Below are 21708 nucleotides of genomic sequence, written 5' to 3'. Positions count from 1 at the left end.
AAGATGCCTGATCAAGGGATAGCGCAGATTATATTTCCTGATAGCAAGGATTTGGAAACATTTTTGAAGGAACAAGGAAGTTATGACTTACATGAAGACCTATTAAAATATGGATTGACAACGAAACAGTTTTTATACGTTGACTATAAAGGTGAGCAATACCAAGAAATTGTCAATTTTATTCTTGATTACGAATTTGCCCACCAAATTGAATTAGCAACACAAGAAGAACTTGAGAGATTAGAAGCATTTAATTATGAATTTTTACCCGATAAGATCAAGATGGCCAACAAAATACTGTCACCAAAGGGATTTGGTCTGTTTTTATATCCAAATTCGGGCGACTTTTATGCATTATTCATTGGGAAAATAGAGAATATAACAAAAATCCTGCAAGAAGAGGTGTTGCTTGATGATAGAATTCCTTTTCAAGAAAGGTGTATCAAATATTATAGATAGGCCTAAGGTTGTATGCCTTCACCCTTGAATCCGATCAAGATTTTTTTATAAGTTAATATCAAGATTGCATAACCACCTAGAATGTGCTATTTTTGGCCACGTACAATTTTAATAACACCATGTGTTACTACAAATGCATTTAAACTTTTCACCTCCTGAATTCGAAATAATAAAAATGTTTTGGATTTGGGAGGGGTGATAATAGAGATAGAAAATAAATTGAGAAATGTGCCTATTTTGTTGGTTACTTGCACGTTGACAAAGGTACATGCTTAGTAAAGGAATTCAATGGCAACGTTAGGAGAACGTAGTGGCTATTGAATTTTTTATTTTTACAACTGTATTAGAAAGAAAAGCGTGAGAATTAGGTGAGATGATATTTTATTGAAAAGACATGGAAAGGACATAATAATAATGACCTCGTAAGTATTAATGTATTACTTGTTACCATATAAAAGGTGTCATACTGTTACTACAAAACTTACAAATTTATGCTGCTTAAAAACAGATGAATTTAAAGCACTTGATTGTCTACGAAAGGCAACAAGTGCTTTTTTAATAGATAGACATGCTATAAATTTTTAGAAATTATTTTTTATGAATTCAGGCTAATGAAAATTACTATTATTATATAATTGAAAATACATTAGCAAAAGGTGTGGACTCCGTATCCCCAATCTTTAAAGGTGTAGAAATACTGCCAGATGGAAGTGTCGCTAGATTTGGAACGAACTATAGCGGGAAATTCCAAGAAGCCCATGATGCCTCAAAGGCGAGTATTCAGAGTAGGATCTCGAATTTGGAGAGTGGTGGGGTTAAGGGTACGGGTAAAGGTAGTACAAAAGTAAAAAAAACTGATAGTTTGTATAAGAGAAGTAGTTTTAGAAAAGGTACTCGTGTTAAAGCAGAAAGTGAAGCACCAAAAAATGCATCAGGAAAAATGATTTGTCCTACGTGCGGAAAAGACATTCCAGGTAGTATTACCATTAATACTAAAAATGGACCAGTAAAAAGAATTGGATATGACTTAGATCATTATCCAGATACTTGGGCAGAAAGAGTTGCAAGTATGAAAACAGGTGAAGTAAAATCAACACGAAAAGAAGTATTGGATGAATATAATGCTCGAATAAGGGTTCAATGTCATGAATGTAATATAAGTCATAAATTTGAAGGAATAGAAGGAACATATAAAGGGGAGATAAAAGAATGATAAATTACGGAGAGCTTTATTATGACCATTATAGTAAATATTTAGGTGATCCAATAGACCGAGAGGTTTTTAAAAATAATGAAGAGCTTCCGAGTATGCAAATTTTAAAATATGAAAATGTATTTGAAGAATGTTTAGTTTTTAATACACTTGGACTCAGTAAATATGAAGAAATAGTAGGGGATAATGTTGAAATTTCAATGGTAGTTGATGGGGCATTTAATAGTACAGGGTATATCCTTGCAAGTGCTTTATTTTATTGTATAGGTAATGGAATAGAAATAGGACGAGGAACAGCAATTAGTGGTATTGAAAGTATTGATAAATCATTTGTTCAAAAATATAATAAAAGTGCAGTTTACTTTACTGAACCATTCGCTGTTCCAGAAGAATATGGTGATGTACGTACTGGAAGTGAAGATCAAGATGGTAAAATTTTGTTAGCATTCTTTATTTCCCAGTCGGAATATGAATGTTTTGTAAAATGCGGAACAGAAAAATTTGAAGATTTGTTAGAGGAAAATAACGTAGATCCTTTTAATGTTAGCAGGAAATCTATAATTTGAGGGTTAATTAGTATTGAAAGGTATAGACAATTAGGGTTAGAAATTAAAGAATTCACATAAGACAAGTAAACGAAAAAGAATTTATTTTTGAAGTGGAAAGAAAAAGAAAAAGAATAAGCTGTTAAAAAGTAAATACTTCATGATGGTTGTACCATCATGGAGTATTGTGTGCAATGATAGAATAGAAAACGAAGTACGAGCTTAGGCGATATGACATTTTACATGGTGGTGAATATAAAAACATGAGATGGACATAAAACTAACGAACTCGTACAAACTCGTAAGTTTTAACGTAGTAGTTGCCACGATATATAAAAGGTGTCAAACTGTACTACAAAACTTACAAAATTAGCGATACTTAAAAATATATTAACTTAAAGTACTTGATTGTCAATTACAGGCAACAAGTGCTTTTTTAATAGGTAGGCATGCTATAAATTAAAGCTAACACAAATTACTAGTATTATATAATTGAAAATACATTAGCAAAAGGTGCGGACTCCGTATCCCCATTCTTTAAAGGTGTAGAAATACTGCCAGATGGAAGTGTCGTTAGAACTGGAACGAACTATAGCGGGAAATTCCAAGAAGCCCATGATGCCTCAAAGGCGAGTATTCAGAGTAGGATCTCGAATTTGGAGAGTGGTGGGGTTAAGGGTACGGGAGAATCCAGATTAGAATATTTAAGAGGGAAATATGGCGAATTAACTTCTGAACAGCTCCATGCTAATTAATGAAAGGGCTGGTATTGCATTTCCGCAAAGGTCCACTAGGAGTCAACTTAAAAATGGAGGTTATATTGTTGAAGATGTTGACTTGTATAAAAAAATGAGTCCAAATAAGAATCGTGCTCTAGGTTTTCGGAATACCAAAAATGATGGATTGGTACAAGCGCATCATGCAATACAAGATGAATGGGCTAAGATATGGGCTAAAACAAGCGGTAATAATTATAGCAGTCGACAAGCACTATCAATATTACTCAAATCTACCTCTGGTGAACCACATACTATAATATCCGCTCTTCAAAGAGCTAGAAGAAGGAATGAAGGTTTTAGTACGGATATAATATACGAATTTAATATTAGCTATAAAGAAATGATTGAAGCGGGTGTAGATTTAAAAGTAGCAAAAAAAGTAATGCGAGAAGCATATAGATATTTTGATGGATTAGGAGGATTTAAATGATAAATGTTCAAAAATTGTCGACTTATGAATTATATTCTCCAGTTGATGAAAATGAAATTAAAAAAATTGAAGAGGAAATGGGATTAATACTCCCTAATGCTTATAAACAATTACTAAAGCATACAAATGGTTTTGTGTCCGATAATGGAGTCGTTATATTTGGAGTGGATATAATAGATGAAATGAATAAAACATATGAAGTCCATGAATATGCAAAGGGTTATGTTGCTGTAGGAAGTAATGGTGGAGGCAAAATACTGTTAATGACTGCAAATGAAAACGCAACAGAGTTAGTACAAGTTGATTCGGGGATTATGGATCCGAATTATGCAACCACAGTAAGTGAGAATTTAATACAGTGGATAAATGACGGAGCGATAGATATTGACTGTGTGGACGAAGAACAGGAAGTGTTTAAGGAAAAACTGTGTAATCTTATATTGGTAAGTCCACCAGTAGGAGGGGCTATGGATTTAAAGAAAATACAAGAGGTATTTATCATCAAAAAGGGATTGTTTGACTTATTAAAAGGATCAAAACAATTACCATTTGTGTTAATGAAAGACATACCTGTTGAGTTGGCTTTAAAAAACATAGAACTGTTAGGCGAATTAGGGGATATATTGAAAATATCTAGTACTGATTAACTGATTTTAGGGCTTAAAATAGAGGGTATTTGAATTAAGAACCGTTTAATACAATTATTAATTCAAAATAATATTGTTGAAAAATTGCTATTGGTTCCGTGTGTGTCTTATATAATCAATAAATTAAACTCTTAGAAAATATTATTTGAATTTAGAGTGCTTGATTGCCGACTAAAGGCAACGAGTGCTTTTTTATTAGATAGACATGGATTATCAAGTACCTGGTAAAATGCAGTTAGTAGTGTCTAAAACGCATAAAGTTAACCATTTAGGTGGAAATGCATTATGGGGGGGATGGAATCAGATGAGTAAGGTACAATGGAGATCACCAGATGAACCTATTATACGAGAAGATGTAAAGAATGTTGAACAGGAATTGAACATTAATTTTCCTTTAGATTATATAGAATGTGTGATGAATAATAATGGAGCGCATGTTAGTCCAGAGGTGTTTGAAATTGAAGGGAAAAGAAAGGTTTTTGGAACGTTATTAAGTTACGATATGGAAGATGATGAAAATATTATGGAAGTATTTGATGATTACAAGGATACACTACCAGCAGAATTAGTTCCTTTTGCTTTTGACCCAGCGGGAAATTTAATATGTTTTGACTATAAAAATGACAAAAATAACCCTGTTGTGGTATTTTGGGAACATGAAAATGCTGGTGAAAAAGAAATGTTGCTGCGAGAAGAAGGATTAACAGAAGAACAAGTGGAAGAACGTGCAAGAGAGAATGTATTTTACATTGCAGATGCATTTACTGATTTTTTAAATAAATTACATGATTAAAAAAATAAAGTTTATGTGAAGTGGATAGAAAAAATAATAGGGTGTTTGAAAATTGATACTCCATGATGGTTGTACCATCATGGAGTACTGTGTGCAATGATAGAATAGAAAACGAAGTACGAGCTTAGGCGAGATGACATTTTACTGTGTGATGAATATAAACGCATGGAATGTATATTAAATTAACGAACTCGTACAAACTCGTAAGTTTTAACGTAGTAGTTGTCATGACATGTAAAAGGTGTCATACTGTTACTACAAAACTTACCAATTTATGCTACTTAAAAATAGATGAACTTAAAGTACTCGATTGTCGATTAAAGGCAACGAGTGTTTTTTTGCGTTTTAGCGTAGAAATTTAACAGAGCACTATAATTTTATTATGTAAACTTTTTACGTGATTTTTTATACAACTAAAGAGAAGAAAAATGTTCACTATTACTTTCATTTCTGTTATGAAAATTCTACAATAGAAAACAGAACGTATATTTGGTATAATCAAAACATACTATATGAAACGATGTACATGAGTTTGAGATTTATGAAAAAAGGTAAGTAATACATAATAATAAATACGCTATAGGATTCAGTTCATATTATACAAATCAATCGTTAGAAAGGAACAGATGTAATGAATCAAATTTCATTTGAAGATTTATTTGAAGAAGAAAAAGAAAAAGAAAAGGTGGAGGTAGCTGAGGTATGTAAGGTACCAGTCCCTTTATCACCATTACAAAAAGATATTTTAGAATTAATTAATTCTGAAGAAATAAGTGCGCTTGAGCTATGTGAACGATTAATACGATCTGGTAAAATACCCGATGAAAGATTTACTACGAATAAGCCTAAAGCATATGGACAAGTATGTTTACTATTAGAAGGTTTTGTTACAGAAGGAAAACTTATTTTTATCAAAGATGATGAGAAAAGAGATAGGGTATATAAATTGAAAGAAGAAGTTTGAGATGTATAGTGGGAGATGAATGATTGGTTCCCTTTAACTTGCAGCTCCGTTAGTCTAATAATGTCCACAAAAAAGGTGTCAATCTCTCCTAGATTGACACCTTCATACTTTTAACATCTTACATACTTACGTTTGAAACCTAGTCTTCCTCTATCAAGTTCTTTCTGAATACTCTCTGTAGCATTTAGCAAACTGCTTTTTTTATTATCACGTTTGACTTCAACTATACCAACTTCTTTTGCAATCTCGACTGCTTTTTCGTGTAGTGGTACATATGAAATTGCCACGGTGTTTAGGAAATTATTCATAGCGGATTTTGTTCGTTCTGGAGAATGATGAATTGTATCTTTCACCATTTCAAGCATATCGGAAATTTTACTTTCGGAAAACTCATTGTCTTTGCGATTTCCTAAAAGCCAACAGTAGCAACTCCAGCCGGCAGACATTTTAAGCTCGTCCCCACTTGCAATCCATTTATCAGCAACGTCTTGCGCAATATTTGACTCCGATAAAGTTACTGCCACTACATAATCAGATAGCATATAAAAATATGCCCCGTCTATCCAGCGATCAAAATCAGACTCACTCATAGCTTTTGGATCCGCAATAATCCCTGCAAAATACATAGCATCGTAGTTGCCTGTGGCATACAGTTCTTCAGCTAACTCTTGGTTTACTTTTATTTTTTTAGCGATTGGTTTCATAGCGCCTGTAGCTACGCCAAAAACTGGCTCGTGGGCGCCGTTAGATATGTATATTTTTTTCGTTCGTTCCTTACCTAGAGCCTCAAGTTCTTGCATAACTGTTTTAAAATCCAAAGTTGTGCACTTCCTTCCTTCATGTAAGAGCCTTTTTAAGTCTTTCATATTTCTTATTTTAATACTAATTGTATTTAAGAGGTATGTCTACTTTCTAAAGGCATCGAAACTTGGTTTGATTTTTAGATGAACTACATTACACTTTAGTGTAAATAAAGAGCTAATTAAAAGAATGGTATAATATAGAAAAAGTAAGTGATGAAAATTAAATAGGGGGAATTTAATTGGAAATAAAATTGAATCGATTATATAGAGAGATAGCGGAAACGGTTTATGCCATGATTCCAGAAGAATGGGAGAAATTTTATTTTTATGCACAAATATCAGAAGCTGGAGGGGGAACTTACTTTTTCTATAACAATTTCAGAAATAAAGAAAATTATAAGTATAGTGTAGAAATTCCTTTTAAATACGAAGTTGATGAAGAGGAGTTTGAAAGGAAAGAAGATTTTTTATATAAATTGAGTAAGGAATTAAGAAATGTTTTCAAAGATAATCAGCAAGAGCTTTGGTACTCTTTTACAATGTCTCTGGAACATAGTGGGGAATTTAACATGCATTTCGATTATACAAATTGGTTCGATACAGAATATAGTTTTAGTGATCAGATGATTATTTGGAAACATAAATACTTAGGTGAAGTACCAATTGATGAAAATGATAAAGAGCTAATTCATAAGTATGACAATGAATTTCCGAATAATCCTATTTGACTGAAAGGAAAGAAGAAATAGTTTTTATAAAAATCTCGACTTTTAAAGTAGTCAGTAAGTTATAAAATTGGTTCTGCAAGATAAAGAATAAAGGAGAACTACAATGGAAGTACACGGAATGGTTTCAATATGGTTCGGTAATATGCAAACGCAAGATCAGTTGGATACATATATAGATGTTACGTATGATGAAGAAGGAGACTCTATACCAGCAAGATTTTTTGTTGATTTTAATATAGATATGATTGATGTAGATGAAGATTTTATTGAAAAGGAAGTGTTAGAAGAAGCAAGTGATGACATTTCTATGTTATTAAAGGGATGTTCATATGATGATAAAATATTATCTCGAATTAACGAAGTAGTTAAATTAAAGAAATCCTATAATTCTATCGTTTTAATTTATAATTTTCAGTATGACAATTCGGTTAGTAATTTTGAAGCTTTTGATTTTGTGACTGCTACAAACTATCTATAGTTAGAAGCAAAGTACAGTAGAATAAAAAATACATTTGTATAGTTTTTCCAATGAATATTTGGTATGATGGTGAATGGGAAAAATATACAAGCAGTTAGTGGTTCATAAAAGGGGGATTGAATTGAAAAGAACGCCTGAATTTGTATTAGGTTTAATTGGTGGCATTTTGGGAATTATTATTTCTATAATATTAATAGTTGTAGCGTTTAATATTATGGAAGGTGTTGATTACGAACTTTTAGCTTATTACTCTATTATTTTAACGGTTCAAATAGGGTTGTTCATTTTATCGTGTTTAGTAAACAAGGTTAATAATAAAGTTTATGGAGTTTGTATGATTGTGATTCCTATAGTTATGTTATTTATGTCATTATTCTTTTTACTTATTCCGACAATTTTACAAATTATATCTGGTTCATTTGCATTTAGAACATTAAAGTTAGAATCGAATGTAAGCTAAATATAATTATTAACGTCTGAATATTCGGTTTTTTAAACGTTTTCGTTTGCAGTTCAAATTAACATAAAGCACAAAGTTGTATGCTTTAGGAGGAGAAATAAATGATTATTTGGTCTGGTTGGGGTTTTTTAGTCGCAATTATTGTAATTATTAATACTCTTTTGGGTAAGGCTATCTTTGGATCTATAACGGGGGACGCTACATATTTTCAAGACCATAGTTGGCCAATGGCGGTAATGTTTATTATATCAGGGGTTATGTCTTGGTATTTAGGTAAATATATTAATAAGCCAGATGGTAAAGTTTATATAGATGCCGAAACTGGTGAAAAAGTTATGTTTAACAAAAAACACTCGCTATTTTTTATAAAAATGGAATATTGGGGACCAATTTTAGGAGTTATTGCAGTTGTAACTTTAATTACAAGATAAAAAAAGAGGATGGGTATAGTAAGAGTAATCTATTCAAGTAGAAGGAGAAATCAGTCATGAATGCAAAGAAACTACTAGGGGTAGCAGTTCCGGTCATGTTGTTATTTGGTTGTGGAGTTTCTGAGAAAACGAACACTTCTAAACAGGAGAAAACGGAAGAGTCTAAAGTAAAAGAATCGAAGTCTAATAGTAAGAAAGAAAAAGTTTCAAAGGAAGACTATCCTAATAAAGTGTATAAATTAGGGGTAGAGTTTGATAAGTTGTTTGCGGAGCATAACAATATTACAAGAGATGTTTTTGACGGTAAGAAAAAGAAATCAGATATAGTAGATAATGTGAAAGAATTAAATAAAGTGTTAGATAAATTTGAGTCGATAGATCCCCCTACAGAGTATGTAAAACAACAAAAAGATTTTGAAAAAGCAATTGGTTATTTTAGAGAGTCTTTTTCTTTAATAAATGAAGTATTCACCCGAAAAGAAAAAAGAGAAAAAGGCGATAAGACTGATAAAGAGTTAATGGAGAAATCCGAAAAGTTAGTGAAAGAAGGAGATATTTACTGGCTTAAGGCATTCAAAGATCTTGAAGGGGATATTAAAATCGGTGACGGTACAGTATCTGTGAAAGATTTGAAAGAGTTAGATAAGAAAGCTGGAATTAATACGGATAACGTTATGAAGAATGTGAAAGATGGTACGGAATTAATCGGTAATTGGGGATTCAAAGGAACAGACGGTTTCATTATGTCACTTATTCTAAAAGGTGACAAGACATTTGAAACGTATGGTAAAGGTGAGTATCCAAATAAAAAGAATTATATTGAAGGCACTTGGGAATATGATAAGGAAGCTTTTACAATCTATTTACATCTCAATAAACGTTTAGTAGACGGTGTAGAAGATACAATTCAAAAAAAGAAAATAGCATATAAAGTTCAAGATTATGATGGGGAAAACTTGCAATTATTTAATGAGACGTCATTTCATACAATTAAGTATGTGAAGCAAAGTTAAAGTTATGGAGGACTAGGTTTAAATGGCCTGGTCCTTCATTAAAGAGTGGGTATGTAAATAATATGTTATCTTTCGTTCTGTTTACTTAGTATCATGTTATTCTTTAATAGAAGTAATAAATGGAGTTTTACATTAAATATATGAGGTTGGTTACAAATGATAAAGAAATTTACTAGATTAGTATTAATAGTGGTTATGCCAATCAGTCTTATTACAGGTTGTGGGGCTGCTGAAAAAGCTGAAACACAAAAGCCGAAAGCGGTACAAACGGAGAAAAAGGACTATATGGATTATTCATATGGTAGCAAAGGTATATTAGTAAGTGGCAAAGCGAAAGAACGGCAACAATACGAGATTGGATATATGGATGATAATAAGTTAATTGGGATTGACGAAAATATTGAAGACTGCATTATTTTAGATAATAAAGATGAAGCAGGTCTCATTTGGAAACAAATAGAGCGAGGATCTATTATTGAAGTGCAATACGGTAAGGATCGCAATGATATCGTAGGCGTGCAATTCGTAGGAGATCGTGAGTCATATGAAATTAGTGATAAGTTTGATCGGAATACGATAAATGAGATTGTTGAAAACGTTAAAGGGAATTTGTAATAGATGTATTTCGATAGTATAGAATCTCTTATTATGAAATTGTATGCCAGTTATTTGTCTAAGTCTAAATTGATTATTTTGACGGTATTTGTAATTAGTTGTAAAATAATGTTTGTTGATAAATTTTATAAAAAGTATGTTAGATGAAATTCATCTGTAGGGATGACATATAAATATTTTCTTAATGGGTATAAAATATGGTAATTTAAATATATGAATAAAAAGAAAAAGCATTAAAAGTACATAGTAGATTCATATTTTAAAAAATTAATGTGACAATAAAGGGAGGTTGAGATACATACACGGGGGGAATGTGTATGTATCTATTATAATAATGAATAAGACAATCAAACAACAAGTAATCGCACTATCAACAAGTCTAGTGATTTTAGGGAGCGTACCTTTATCAGCATCAGCAGAAGAGATCAACAAATCTCAAACTGATCAACTTAATATTGCCCAAGGAGAACACGGAACGAGCGGATTAAATTATTCTAATTTCAAGTTGGAAGTTCCTGATCATGTACAAATTAACGAAGCAGAAGTATCTGAAAATGAAAAAATGCTTTTAGAAGAATATAAGCATAAACATGATGAAACAGAAGAATTAAACAAAATGCAAGATGCTAAGAAGGGACAAGTAGCAGAAAAGGAAGCTATTTCAAACATTGAAAAGGCATTTGAATCTGTAGATGGTCGAAATGATGGATCTGATCGTCAAATGAAACCTGTTGCAAAGCCAAGAGGTATTCAATATAGTGCACAGAGTACGAAAAAATATGGAACACTTGCAGGAGTTCCATTTGTGGAGTGGATTGTTCCAGCAGGAAATCCTGATATTCGTCCTGCGAATCCGATGAAAGCACGTTACATTACAATCCATGAGACCGCAAATACAGCCGCTGGTGCTAATGCTGAAAATCATGCGAAATATTTATACAAGCAAGCAACTGAAGGCACTTTCCGAACAGCTTCATGGCATTTTACTGTAGATGATAAACAAATTTATCAACACTTACCAACAAACGAAAATGGTTGGCATGCAGGAGATGGAGATGGTTCAGGAAACAGGGAGTCTATCGGTATCGAGATTGCGGTTAACCAAGACGGTGATTACAATAAAGCGTTAGAAAATGCAAAACGACTTGCAGGTTATTTAATGAACAAAGAAGGAATTGGTGCAGATCATATATACAAGCATCAACAATGGAGCGGGAAAAAATGTCCTGACATTTTAATTTCACGAGGTAATTGGGCTGGTTTCGTACAAGGAATTCAGTGGTATGCAAATATAAATGCGCAGATTGATACGCCTTTACAAGATAAAAATGACTCATTTAATCCAAATGAAAATAATCCAGCTGAACCTAGCATGGAACTAGTGGTAAATGGTAGTGGCATCAATGTACGTAGTGATGCGGGCATTGAACATCGTGTTGTACGTAAAGCTTCAAACGGAGATCGTTACAAAGTATTAGCGGTTAAAAATGGTTGGTATAAAGTAGGTATTGGAGAATGGATTTTCTATGACCCAAGTTGGATTAAAATTAACTACAATGTACCAAAGGAAGAAGTGCAAAAGCCTAAGGAAGAAGTACAAAAACCAAAAGATGATATTACAGGTGGATGGTTTGAAGGGCATATTCGTAAATTAAACAGTCTAGGTATTATGCAAGGCGAAGGCAATGGTGTATTTGCTCCATATCGAAATGTAACGAGAGCGGAGTTTGCGAAATTAATCTCGAATGCTCTTAAACTACCAGAGGGAAATAAGTCATTTGTAGATATCAATGAGGCACATCCATCACTTCATGACGGTATTAAACGTTGTGCAAGTGCAGGAATTATTAATGGTCGTGGTGAAGGGATTTTTGATCCTAACTCACCAATTACTCGTGAAGAAGTATCTATTATGATTGACAAAGCATTACGATATAAAGGAATTACAGGTGAGTTAGTAGCATTACCATTTACAGATAAGCATTTAATAACATACAAAGAATCGGTTCAACGATTATACAGTTTAAAGGTAGTTAATGGTATTGGAAATAATGAGTTTGATCCTCGAGGCACAGCAACTCGTGGTCAGGCGGCTGCCTTTATTGTGAAGATGTTAGATTCAATGCAAAAATAAAATGAAACTTTAATCAGTGAGGGCCACTCGCATTGCAATCAAGCAGTTTATTCACCAAATTTTGAAATGAGAGTTTTACTGCCCGCAAATAGCAGAAGAAATTGTATGTAGAAGCTGACATTGGTAGAAGTAAAAAATAAGAAGAATTTGAAAGGAGCTATCCAAAATAATAATTTGGAATAGCTCCTATTTAGTAGGAAGAACAATTGTATTTGATAGATTGTAATGTAGAATGCCCTTCCAAGCCCCTCATAAGCCCCTACCAAGTAATAAATCACTAAGAAAAAACAAAAGCAAAAGCAAAAACAAAAACAACTACAAGAACAAAACAAGCGCGAAAAAATTAAACCGGCGTTGTAGTAGTAAAAAAATTGTAATTCGAATGCCAAAACCATTCCCGCATTCCTATCTTTATAATGAAGGATTAAAATTTTCCTATTTACTAGCAAAGAGTGGAGGGAAACATATGGCGGTATACCGTAATGTGCAGGTGAACTTTTGGCAAGATGAATTCATATTAGATTTAACGCCAGAGGAGCGTTATTTTTACATATATTTGTTAACTGGTACGAAAACGAAGCAATGTGGTATCTACATATTACCGAAGCGTGTGGCAGAGCTTGAAACAGGTTATAGTATGGAGACTGTTGAGAAGTTGCTAAACAGGTTTGTTGAGTATGGAAAGATTCTATATGATACGGAAACGAAAGAGGTATTCATAATAAACTGGTTACACTATAACCCTATTTCAAATACGAATGTGGAGAAGTGCGTATTACGTGAGTTAAAGACTATAAAAAGTAATGAGTTCATACATATATTTTTACGTAAATGCCTTGAAAAAGAATACAAGATTCCATTAGTACTGCAGCATTTTGGTATGCCAAAAGAAGAGGATAATAGTAGTTCACAAGTAGTTATTGAAGAGAAAGAAGAAGCGGAAGAGGTGGAAACCATAGAAGAGGACGTTCCAAATAGTGAAGTTTATAAGTTTTATGAACAAAATATTAGTAGTTTATCCCCATATATTGTGAAGGAATTGAAGAATTGGATACAAAGACTTTCTGGAGAGAAAGTGTTAGAGGCACTTAAAATTGCGTTTGAAAATAATAAGAAAACGTTAGCTTATGTGAAGGGGATTTTGAGGAGTTGGTGTAGCAAAAAGTTAAAGGATTTTAGTGGGGAGAAGTCTGTAATGGGAAGTTTAGAGAGAAGGAAATGTATGTTGAGTAGTGTATTTTAATTTACATTAATTTAATATAGAATGTACGTTCGTTTTTGTGAGTTTTATGCTATACTACCATTAAATAAGGGTATTTTTATAATAGATAAAAAGATGCGGGGGGGTACAAAGTTTGACTACTAGTACATCTGAGTTGTTTCAATATATTAATATGACAGAAGAACAGAAACAATTATCACAACGATATTTACAGACAAAAGAAGAAGAGATTTTAAAAAATATTCAACTAACGACAATTCGTGATCAAAAAAGAAGTGATTTTGCGGAGAGATTTATAAACGATTTTAGGAAAGTGCATAAACAAGATCCGGATTTTTTTCGATTATTTTACCATATACTCGAGGAGCAATTATTAAATGTTCTTGTAGTCCGTTTTGCGCATGTCAGTTTTTCTAAAATGAAGATTTATTTAGAAAAAAGTGCACTTCCTTTGGACAAACTTGTAGCAATCGCATGTAAATATTTATCCAGTATTTCAAGTTATGTAAATGAAGCAGATGTTTTTCTTAGAGAGTTAACAAAAGAGAGTCCGAACTATATAGAGGGACAATTACATACTTTACCAACTAAGCAACAATTAACATTACTTCTCATAATGTTTGATGTAGATTATGAAAAGTTTCGTACATATAGTTCTTTATTGAATGAAAGGTTAGAAGAACATACAGAATTTATATTGAAACTGCTAGGGGAAAAGGAAAAGGTTGAAGCAGTTAAACGGTATTTAAAAGGTGAAGATGATAGTGAAGTATTTATAGGTGGGAATTTACCGGAACATATTTGGCGGCTATTATTTTGTGTTCATAAATATTCGGATGTTGCGAGGCGATATATTGAAATATTGGCGAAGAAAAATGTTTGGGGTTTTATAAACTATGCAACACGTTATATGTGTCACACTCTCGGTCAGTCTCAAAACTACAAAAAAACTGGTAGTGTAAATAGAGAAACATATGAAGAAATTCAAAGTTTTTGTACACAGTTTTGGATTTCTAAGGAAAGATTTTTTGCGCATCGTCTAAGGCAACATGATTTGAACAGTGAGGATTTTTGTAAGACGTATGAATATGAATTGCTATGCTTTATGTTGGAGGAAGATCCTGAATGTATTCAACATACTTTGCAATATGTAAGTAAAATGAATTATCTCATCATCGCACGAACGTTAGCTGAAAAAGGATATGAGCTAAATATAGGGAAAATGCGAGAAGAATTTTTTGTTGCTGCTTTGCAAATAAAATTGTCTACAGTGCGGGATACATATCGTGATTATTTACAAGGGAAATTGTCACTTGAGGATATGAAGCAAATACTTAAAAATCCGAAATATAGGAGTATGTATTGGGGTATGCCGGTGTTAGAGGTTGCGCTTCTTTGGGATATAGATGATGTAGCGAAGAGGGAAGCTGTACTTACACTACAGTTTGGAGATGATGATAGTGTTAATTTATACGAACTTCTTTACGAATGTTCTGTCAGAGGAGTAGAACCGAAACAAGTATTAGAAGATCTGCTTTCGTATGGGTTAAGTAAGGAAAAGCTTATCGCTTATGCAGTTGAAGAAGCTGCATGCTACAGTGAAGAGAGAAATAAGGCGAAGGAAGCGCTTGTTTGTGTAATTGTAAAAGAACAAGCGTACATCATTGAAAGATTTGATGAGTATTCTGCTGTGGCCAAAGCATATATTTTAGAAGAGTTAGCAAAGGATAACATGATTAAAATGCGTCCAATTTTAATTAAAAGCTTAGGAGATTCATCTAAAAAAATGCGTGAGTCTGTAGTTAAACTGCTTTCAAAAGATGTGGAAGCTGCAGCAGATGTAGCAGTTGAACTTCATAATAAAAAGAAGATTGTTCGTGAAAATGTGATGAAAATACTAATAGAGTATAAGATTGAAAAATATACGAAAATTGTACAGGAAGCTTTGCAAGAAAGTAAAAATGAATCTTTCGCAGGAAAATTCTCATTTTTATTCCAAACGGAGGAAGAAAAAATAGAAGAACTATGTGCACGTATTTTAACTGAACAAACAAGAAATTCACTTCTGCAATTGATTGGGGATGAGCCACAAATCCGTTTACGTGACTCTGATGAAATTGCTGATGCTGCAATTCCGTTAGCCTATTTACAACAGTATATTTCAGATGCTGTTATTGAGAAGAAAGAAACGGCAGAAGTAATTGGTAGAGCTTTAAATGAAGAGGACTTAAAAGAATGTGTGCAAACGATATATCAAATATGGATTTCTCAAGACGCAGATGTGAAGAAGCGTGGAATTCTTTCGTTATACGGAATGTATAGTGACGACCAAATGGTCGACATACTTATAAAGCAAATTGATGAATGGGTGCTTCAAATGAGAGGAAAGATAGCAGCGGATGCCGTTCGTGCTTTAGGTTTGTCTTCATCTAAGCTTGCACTTATGTCTATTCATGCAATAGCATTTAAATATAAACATAAGCAAGTACGTAATGCAGCAAAAGAAGCGCTAAGTCTTGCTGCGAAAACACGTGGTATAACAGAGGAAGAGCTGGAAGATCAATTGGTGCCGGACCTCGGCTTTACTATACAGGGTGAAAAGATAATTGATTTCGGGAATCGAAGTTTTACTGCCATTTTAACTACAGAGTCAAAAATTGAATTAGAGACAGAAGAAGGAAAACGTATGAAGTCACTTCCAAAGCCGAATGCAAAAGATGATGTAGAAAAGGCTGAAGAGGCTAAAAAAGAATTAGCCTCTTTAAAGAAGGAACTCCGAACTACTCTTTCAATGCAAAAACAACGATTAGAAGCGGCACTTTCGTTAAAGCGTTATTGGTCACATAATGCATGGAAATCTGTATTTATGGATAATCCAATTATGAAGCAATTTTCTATTTCACTCATTTGGGGTGAGTATAAGGAAGGGAAGTTGCTGAAGGCATTCCGTTATGCAGAAGGTGGCGTGTTCTGTACAATTGACGGGAAGAGTTATGAACTTTCATCTGGCACTGTTATTGGTTTCGTTCATCCGTTAGAATTGTCTGGGGCGGAGAAGGAATTATGGAAAGAGCAATTAGAAAGTGCGGGAATTGTTCAGCCGTTCCTACAAATTGAGCGTCCAGTGTTTGTAGTAGAAAAGAATGATGAGAGTGCTATTGAGAGATTTGGCGGTATTTTACTAAATGGTCGTTCGTTATTCAGTAAGATGACGAAGCTTGGATGGATCCGTGGGTCTGTTCAAGATGGCGGTGTATATTATACATTTTACAAAGAAGATACTCGTACCGGATTAGGCGTGCAATTGTCATTTAGCGGAGCTCCGATTGGTTATGAAGATGAAGAAGATGTATGTGTATTTGACATTCAATTTTATAAAGCAGGTACAGTGAAGCGTGGTTCATATGAATACGATGAGATTGATGATGAAAGACGCATTGTACCAAAAGAAGTAGATAAACGCTTCTTTAGTGAAATGTTATATGATGTGCAAGTAGCGACAGGTGCAAATCTTGGGCATAATGAAAGTTGGCGTAGCAAACGATAAGAAAGACCCCCTTCATTGGTAGGAAAATGAAGGGGGTTTTTTAATGTTTTTAAAAGGTTCATTCTCAAAAAGAAGCGAATAGTGTGAGAAAGGGGTGGTTATATGGAAGTCGTTATAAAGAAGAAACGAAAAAGGGGAAAAAGAATTTTTATTTGGGCTAGTAGTATCGTTCTTTTGTTAGTTATTTCCGCTGCGATTTTTTTGAACATATATACGCTGAAATCTATGCCAAAGATAGATGGAACGATAAAGCTAGAGGATTTACAACACGCTGTTACGGTGAAGCGTGATAGTAAAGGTGTACCGCATATTAGATCGGAAACTGCACATGATTTATATTTTTCACAAGGATATGTGCAAGCGCAAGATCGTTTGTTTCAAATGGACTTAAGTAGAAGACAAGCGTCTGGTATGTTAAGTGAAGTTGTTGGGGAAGCAGCTGTTGACCGAGATAAATTGTTTCGAACACTCGGTTTACGGCGAGCGGCCGAAGCTTCAGTTAGTCAATATAATGGAGAAGCGAAAGATGCCCTGCAGTCATTTGCTGATGGGGTGAACGCTTTTATACGTGAGGCGAAAAAGGAAAAGAAATTACCAGTTGAGTTTACTATATTAGGTTATGAACCTGCTGAGTGGTCAATTGTTGATACTTTAACGATTGGGAAGTATATGGCGTTTGACTTAGGAGGACATTGGCACGGACAGGCATTTCGATATTGGGCGCTGAAAAATCTTCCGAAAGAGCAAGCGAATGAGCTATTTCCTGCATATCCGAAAGATGCTCCTAGATTGCTAGCTGAACTGAAAAATACAAATGTGGACGTAGCACAAAGTTTTTCAAAAACGATAATTCCGCCGGAGTTTAACGGTAGTAATAACTGGGTTGTGAGCGGTGAGAAGAGTGCGTCAGGTAAGCCAATTTTAGCAGATGATCCTCATTTATCTCTTGCGACGCCTTCTATTTGGTATCAAACGAGACTTGAAATGAAAGGTTTAAATGTGAGTGGCGTTATTTTCGCTGGAGTACCAGGTGTTATATTAGGACACAATGACAAAATAGCGTGGGGTGTTACGAATACAGGGCCTGATGTGCAAGATTTATATATTGAGAAGAGAAATCCTAATAATGAAAATGAATTTCTGTATAACGATAAATGGGAGAAAGCTAACGTTGTAGACGAGTCTATTAAAGTAAAAGGCGGGAAGACAATTCCTTATAACGTTACGATTACGAGGCATGGACCAGTAATTTCAGAGTTTGCGGATAAGGGGAAGGAGAAAACGAAAACAGTATTCTCTTTAAAGTGGACAGCTTTAGAACCGTCAGCTGAGTTAAAAGCTGTATTAAATATGAACAAAGCAAAAGACTGGAATGAGTTTGAAACCGCTCTTCAAGATTTTCATACACCAACCCAAAACTTTGTGTTTGCATCAAACGACGGCACAATTGCTTATAAAGCGAATGGAAATATACCAGTGCGTAAAAAAGGTGATGGTAGCTTACCTGTTCCAGGATGGACAGATGAATATGAATGGGAAGGGTATATCCCGTTTGATCAACTTCCAAAAGTAATTAATCCAAAACAAGGGTTTATTTCAACTGCGAATAATAAAATTGTTGATGATGATTATCTGTATCATATTAGCAATACGTGGGCGCAGCCATATAGGCAAATGCGTATTCAAGAATTTTTGCAAGAGAAGGAAAAGTATACGGTGAAAGATTTAGAAGAGTTACAGATGGATCAAAAGAATTTATATGGGAAAGAGTTTACTCCTATATTTTTAAAAGAGTTAAATAAAGCATCTTTAAATGAGGTAGAGAAAGAAGGCGTAGACCAATTAACAAAGTGGAATTTTTACGATAGTAAAGATGAAGCGGCACCATTAATATTCCATTTGTTAATGAAAGAGATTTCAAATACGTTATTTTCAAAAGAAATACCGAAAGATGTAATGGAGTTATTTGAAGGGAAGTCACAAGTTGTTGATGAATTGATTCGAAAAGAAGTAGCGGGAGAAACTAGCGTTTGGTTTACGAAGTACGGAGGTTTCACAAAAGTTGTGCATACATCGTACGAGAATGTAATGAAGAAATTGCAGAAGGAATATGGACCCGATATTGGAGAGTGGAAGTGGGGCGATTACCATCAACTCGCTTTTACACATCCAATTTCGAAATCATCGAGTATGTTAGCATTACTCGCTTTTAATCGTGAGAAACCAGTTCCGATTGGTGGGAGCCAAGTTACCGTGCAAGCAGCGAGTTACGGCGAAAACGGCATTGTAAATCACGGGGCGTCTTGGAGATTCATTATTGATACAAAAGATATGTCAAACGGTTATCATATCGTAGGGCCAGGACAGTCGGGCCATTTTAGAAGCGATTGGTATCATGATCAAATAGATGATTGGGTAAATGGCACGTATCATACGACTACATTGAATACGGAGGGGATAGAGGGGAAGGTGCTAAATTTAGAACCGAAGTGATAGGGTGTTTTTGTTTGTGGAGGGAACTAGTAATACTCTTTTTGATAATGAAAGCTTATCACTTAGAACATAACCAAGTTCTTAAATAATTTTAACAGCCAGCCTACTATCATTTAATTTGATAGTAGGCTGTTTCCATCTTCGAAATACGCTGTAGCAACTTCTTCAGGATTACGATTATTTCCACATGCTGTAAGTGCTGTAACTAATAAAGTCATTACAACTATTAACATGATCATTCCAGTTTTGAGGGGAATTAGTTAACAAAGACTAGGTATTATTTGCAACAGAACTGTTCCTCTATCCCCCTTGTTTCATCATTTTTCTAGGCCAGCCAACTTGACAAATGTTTTTTTATCAAACTACAATGAAAATCATTATCAATAATATAGGGAGGATACTTTGGTCAATAAATGAAAAACAATATATTTATAGGTTAATAACTAGATCTTGTTAAGTCGTATGTACTATTTTTAGTTTAGCGTTTCCCAGAATGTACACCAATTAATCTCGCGAATTACAAGAAAACTATTATTGAAATGAGGCGTGTATTGTGAAGTTAGACGTGAATGAGTTAGCAGAGTATCTTGCCAATACTCCTTTCCGAGTAGAAGGAGTATATCGTTATGCTAAAAATCCAGGTGTGCCTTTTGCTGAGTCTACAGATTCTTTCCCAGGATTTGTATTTCCAATTACAGGGAAGACGCAATTTCAATTTAATGGTACGCCGTATACTCTTTCCCCAGGAAAAGTTATACATGGGGGTGCAAAAATGACATTAGCCCATAAAATGCTTGGTGAAATAAACTGGGAATATATTCTTGTTTTATATCGGATAAGCAATTCAGAACGAGAAGACTCTGGCTTTACTCATCAGCATTTTGAATTATTAACAGGACAATCTCCTCGTCTTGTCGAATTACTTATGCGTCTTTGGGATGTATATAATCAGCGTGGAGGCATTTCGATGTTTCAGACCGAAATGCTGTTTCGCGAAGCGTTGAATGAAGCTTTATTAAGTGTTTTCAATAGAGAAAGCAATTATGAGTCGCATACTTTATTCGAACGAATATCTAGTTATGTTCGTAAATACTATTATAAAGATATTACAATTCATACACTTACAGAACAAAATAATGTTAATCGAAATCGTCTTTCTTACGTGTTTAGAAAGCATGCAGGTATGGGGCCAGCAGAATATTTATTGAACTATCGTATAAAGATGGCTCAAAAAATGTTATGTACAAGTGATGTGCCTGTACAACAAATTGCGCAGGCTGTTGGAATTACAGACCCTTTTTATTTTAGTAGAGTTTTCAAGAAGCGAGTTGGCATTTCGCCTACTAAATATCGCGAGAAGTTCATCAATAATCCATACTAATGTCAACATGGGTCCATTCTTATTTGAAAATCACTGTTCTATACTTATGGAGAGTTAAAGGAAACATTGGATTGAAAGTACTTTCATTGAAATCACTCCTTTGTACTATCTGAATGAAAAGTTCTGGCCGGAGCATTTTCTTTTTAAGTGTAATAACGACTTTTTTACTTATATTACTGTAATATAGTGGAATTTGAAAGTGAGGAGGGATTATTATCCATTACCAACCTATTAAACTAAATGACGAGTTATCTAAAATTAATGATTATTGGTATCCACAAGTGATTGGTGAAATGAATGACGATCAAATTCAGCTTTTTAAAGCTAATGGAGATTTTATATGGCATGAGCATCCTAATACAGATAAGCTATTTATTGTGCTTGAAGGGGAGATGTTCATCGATTTTCGTGATGGACAGGTGAAAATTTCTAAAGGCGAGATGTTTATTGTCCCGAGAGGCGTTGAGCATAAACCTTTCACTGAAAAGGAATCCCATATCATGTTGGTAGAGCCTAAAAGGGAAATGGATTGATAATTGTAAAAAGATAAAAAAGGAGCGGAAATCCGTTCCT

At 34.0% G+C, this 21708-nt stretch carries 19 protein-coding genes and 1 pseudogene; 19 read left to right on the top strand and 1 reads right to left on the bottom strand.

Annotation, left to right across the window (positions count from 1 at the left end; genetic code table 11):
* Window positions 1-3: 3 nt before the first annotated feature.
* The 7 genes and pseudogenes from ACTFR3_RS03955 to ACTFR3_RS03925 all read left to right on the top strand — a co-directional run bounded on the left by ACTFR3_RS03955 (window position 4) and on the right by ACTFR3_RS03925 (window position 5830).
* A complete protein-coding gene (locus tag ACTFR3_RS03955; protein WP_001113308.1) occupies window positions 4-459 on the top strand; it encodes a hypothetical protein in 456 nt (151 codons plus the stop codon).
* Between the two features lie 658 nt (window positions 460-1117).
* Window positions 1118-1672, top strand: coding sequence for a GH-E family nuclease (locus ACTFR3_RS03950; protein WP_440044190.1), 555 nt, complete (start codon window positions 1118-1120; stop codon window positions 1670-1672).
* Complete coding sequence (locus ACTFR3_RS03945; protein ID WP_440044189.1) at window positions 1669-2238, top strand: suppressor of fused domain protein; 570 nt, start codon at window positions 1669-1671, stop codon at window positions 2236-2238. The genes ACTFR3_RS03950 and ACTFR3_RS03945 overlap by 4 nt, the downstream gene beginning before the upstream one ends.
* Window positions 2239-2705: 467 nt before the next feature.
* Window positions 2706-3426 (top strand): annotated as a pseudogene (locus tag ACTFR3_RS03940) (hypothetical protein).
* Window positions 3423-4073 (top strand): SMI1/KNR4 family protein, encoded by a 651-nt coding sequence (locus ACTFR3_RS03935; RefSeq protein WP_000611386.1) that lies wholly within the window; start codon window positions 3423-3425, stop codon window positions 4071-4073. The pseudogene ACTFR3_RS03940 and the gene ACTFR3_RS03935 overlap by 4 nt, the downstream one beginning before the upstream one ends.
* Window positions 4074-4377: 304 nt before the next feature.
* Window positions 4378-4866 (top strand): SMI1/KNR4 family protein, encoded by a 489-nt coding sequence (locus tag ACTFR3_RS03930; RefSeq protein WP_440042195.1) that lies wholly within the window; start codon window positions 4378-4380, stop codon window positions 4864-4866.
* A gap of 631 nt (window positions 4867-5497) precedes the next feature.
* Window positions 5498-5830, top strand: coding sequence for a DUF3895 domain-containing protein (locus ACTFR3_RS03925; RefSeq protein ID WP_440042193.1), 333 nt, complete (start codon window positions 5498-5500; stop codon window positions 5828-5830).
* Between the two features lie 110 nt (window positions 5831-5940).
* Here ACTFR3_RS03925 and ACTFR3_RS03920 read toward each other — a convergent pair whose 3' ends face one another.
* A complete protein-coding gene (locus ACTFR3_RS03920) occupies window positions 5941-6648 on the bottom strand; it encodes a DNA alkylation repair protein (RefSeq protein ID WP_000346326.1) in 708 nt (235 codons plus the stop codon).
* A 224-nt stretch (window positions 6649-6872) separates the two neighbouring features.
* Here ACTFR3_RS03920 and ACTFR3_RS03915 point away from each other — a divergent pair, with 224 nt between their 5' ends.
* The 12 genes from ACTFR3_RS03915 (at window position 6873) to ACTFR3_RS03860 (ending at window position 21668) form a co-directional block, all read left to right on the top strand.
* Window positions 6873-7361 carry an antitoxin YezG family protein gene (locus tag ACTFR3_RS03915; protein ID WP_098584282.1) on the top strand — a complete coding sequence of 163 codons (489 nt, stop codon included), beginning with the start codon at window positions 6873-6875 and terminating at the stop codon, window positions 7359-7361.
* Window positions 7362-7464: 103 nt separating this feature from the next.
* Window positions 7465-7839 carry an immunity 22 family protein gene (locus ACTFR3_RS03910; RefSeq protein WP_440042189.1) on the top strand — a complete coding sequence of 125 codons (375 nt, stop codon included), beginning with the start codon at window positions 7465-7467 and terminating at the stop codon, window positions 7837-7839.
* A 121-nt stretch (window positions 7840-7960) separates the two neighbouring features.
* Complete coding sequence (locus ACTFR3_RS03905) at window positions 7961-8299, top strand: DUF4064 domain-containing protein (protein WP_000831724.1); 339 nt, start codon at window positions 7961-7963, stop codon at window positions 8297-8299.
* A gap of 101 nt (window positions 8300-8400) precedes the next feature.
* On the top strand, window positions 8401-8730 hold the full coding sequence (locus ACTFR3_RS03900; RefSeq protein ID WP_000587854.1) for a hypothetical protein: 330 nt from the start codon (window positions 8401-8403) through the stop codon (window positions 8728-8730).
* A gap of 56 nt (window positions 8731-8786) precedes the next feature.
* Window positions 8787-9743 (top strand): DUF3994 domain-containing protein, encoded by a 957-nt coding sequence (locus ACTFR3_RS03895; protein ID WP_440044188.1) that lies wholly within the window; start codon window positions 8787-8789, stop codon window positions 9741-9743.
* Between the two features lie 156 nt (window positions 9744-9899).
* On the top strand, window positions 9900-10358 hold the full coding sequence (locus ACTFR3_RS03890; RefSeq protein WP_440044187.1) for a hypothetical protein: 459 nt from the start codon (window positions 9900-9902) through the stop codon (window positions 10356-10358).
* A 334-nt stretch (window positions 10359-10692) separates the two neighbouring features.
* Entirely contained in the window at window positions 10693-12492 is a 1800-nt protein-coding gene (locus ACTFR3_RS03885) for an S-layer homology domain-containing protein (protein WP_140335658.1), read from the top strand.
* 382 nt (window positions 12493-12874) lie between these two features.
* Window positions 12875-13735 (top strand): DnaD domain-containing protein, encoded by an 861-nt coding sequence (locus tag ACTFR3_RS03880; RefSeq protein ID WP_440044186.1) that lies wholly within the window; start codon window positions 12875-12877, stop codon window positions 13733-13735.
* Between the two features lie 112 nt (window positions 13736-13847).
* Window positions 13848-17261 carry a DUF4132 domain-containing protein gene (locus ACTFR3_RS03875; protein WP_440044184.1) on the top strand — a complete coding sequence of 1138 codons (3414 nt, stop codon included), beginning with the start codon at window positions 13848-13850 and terminating at the stop codon, window positions 17259-17261.
* Between the two features lie 102 nt (window positions 17262-17363).
* A complete protein-coding gene (locus tag ACTFR3_RS03870) occupies window positions 17364-19754 on the top strand; it encodes a penicillin acylase family protein (RefSeq protein ID WP_440044183.1) in 2391 nt (796 codons plus the stop codon).
* 553 nt (window positions 19755-20307) lie between these two features.
* Window positions 20308-21135 carry a helix-turn-helix transcriptional regulator gene (locus ACTFR3_RS03865; protein ID WP_440044182.1) on the top strand — a complete coding sequence of 276 codons (828 nt, stop codon included), beginning with the start codon at window positions 20308-20310 and terminating at the stop codon, window positions 21133-21135.
* 293 nt (window positions 21136-21428) lie between these two features.
* The gene (locus tag ACTFR3_RS03860) at window positions 21429-21668 is read left to right on the top strand and encodes a cupin domain-containing protein (protein WP_000997182.1); all 240 of its coding nucleotides are present in this window, start codon (window positions 21429-21431) and stop codon (window positions 21666-21668) included.
* Window positions 21669-21708 lie beyond the last annotated feature (40 nt).

Origin of the sequence: Bacillus cereus group sp. MYBK14-1, from assembly GCF_051916885.1 — a bacterium.
In the GTDB taxonomy this organism is placed as follows: Bacteria; Bacillota; Bacilli; order Bacillales; family Bacillaceae_G; genus Bacillus_A; species Bacillus_A cereus.
The sequence above is the reverse complement of the archived record's forward strand: the minus strand, read 5'-3'. Positions and strand labels throughout refer to the sequence as shown.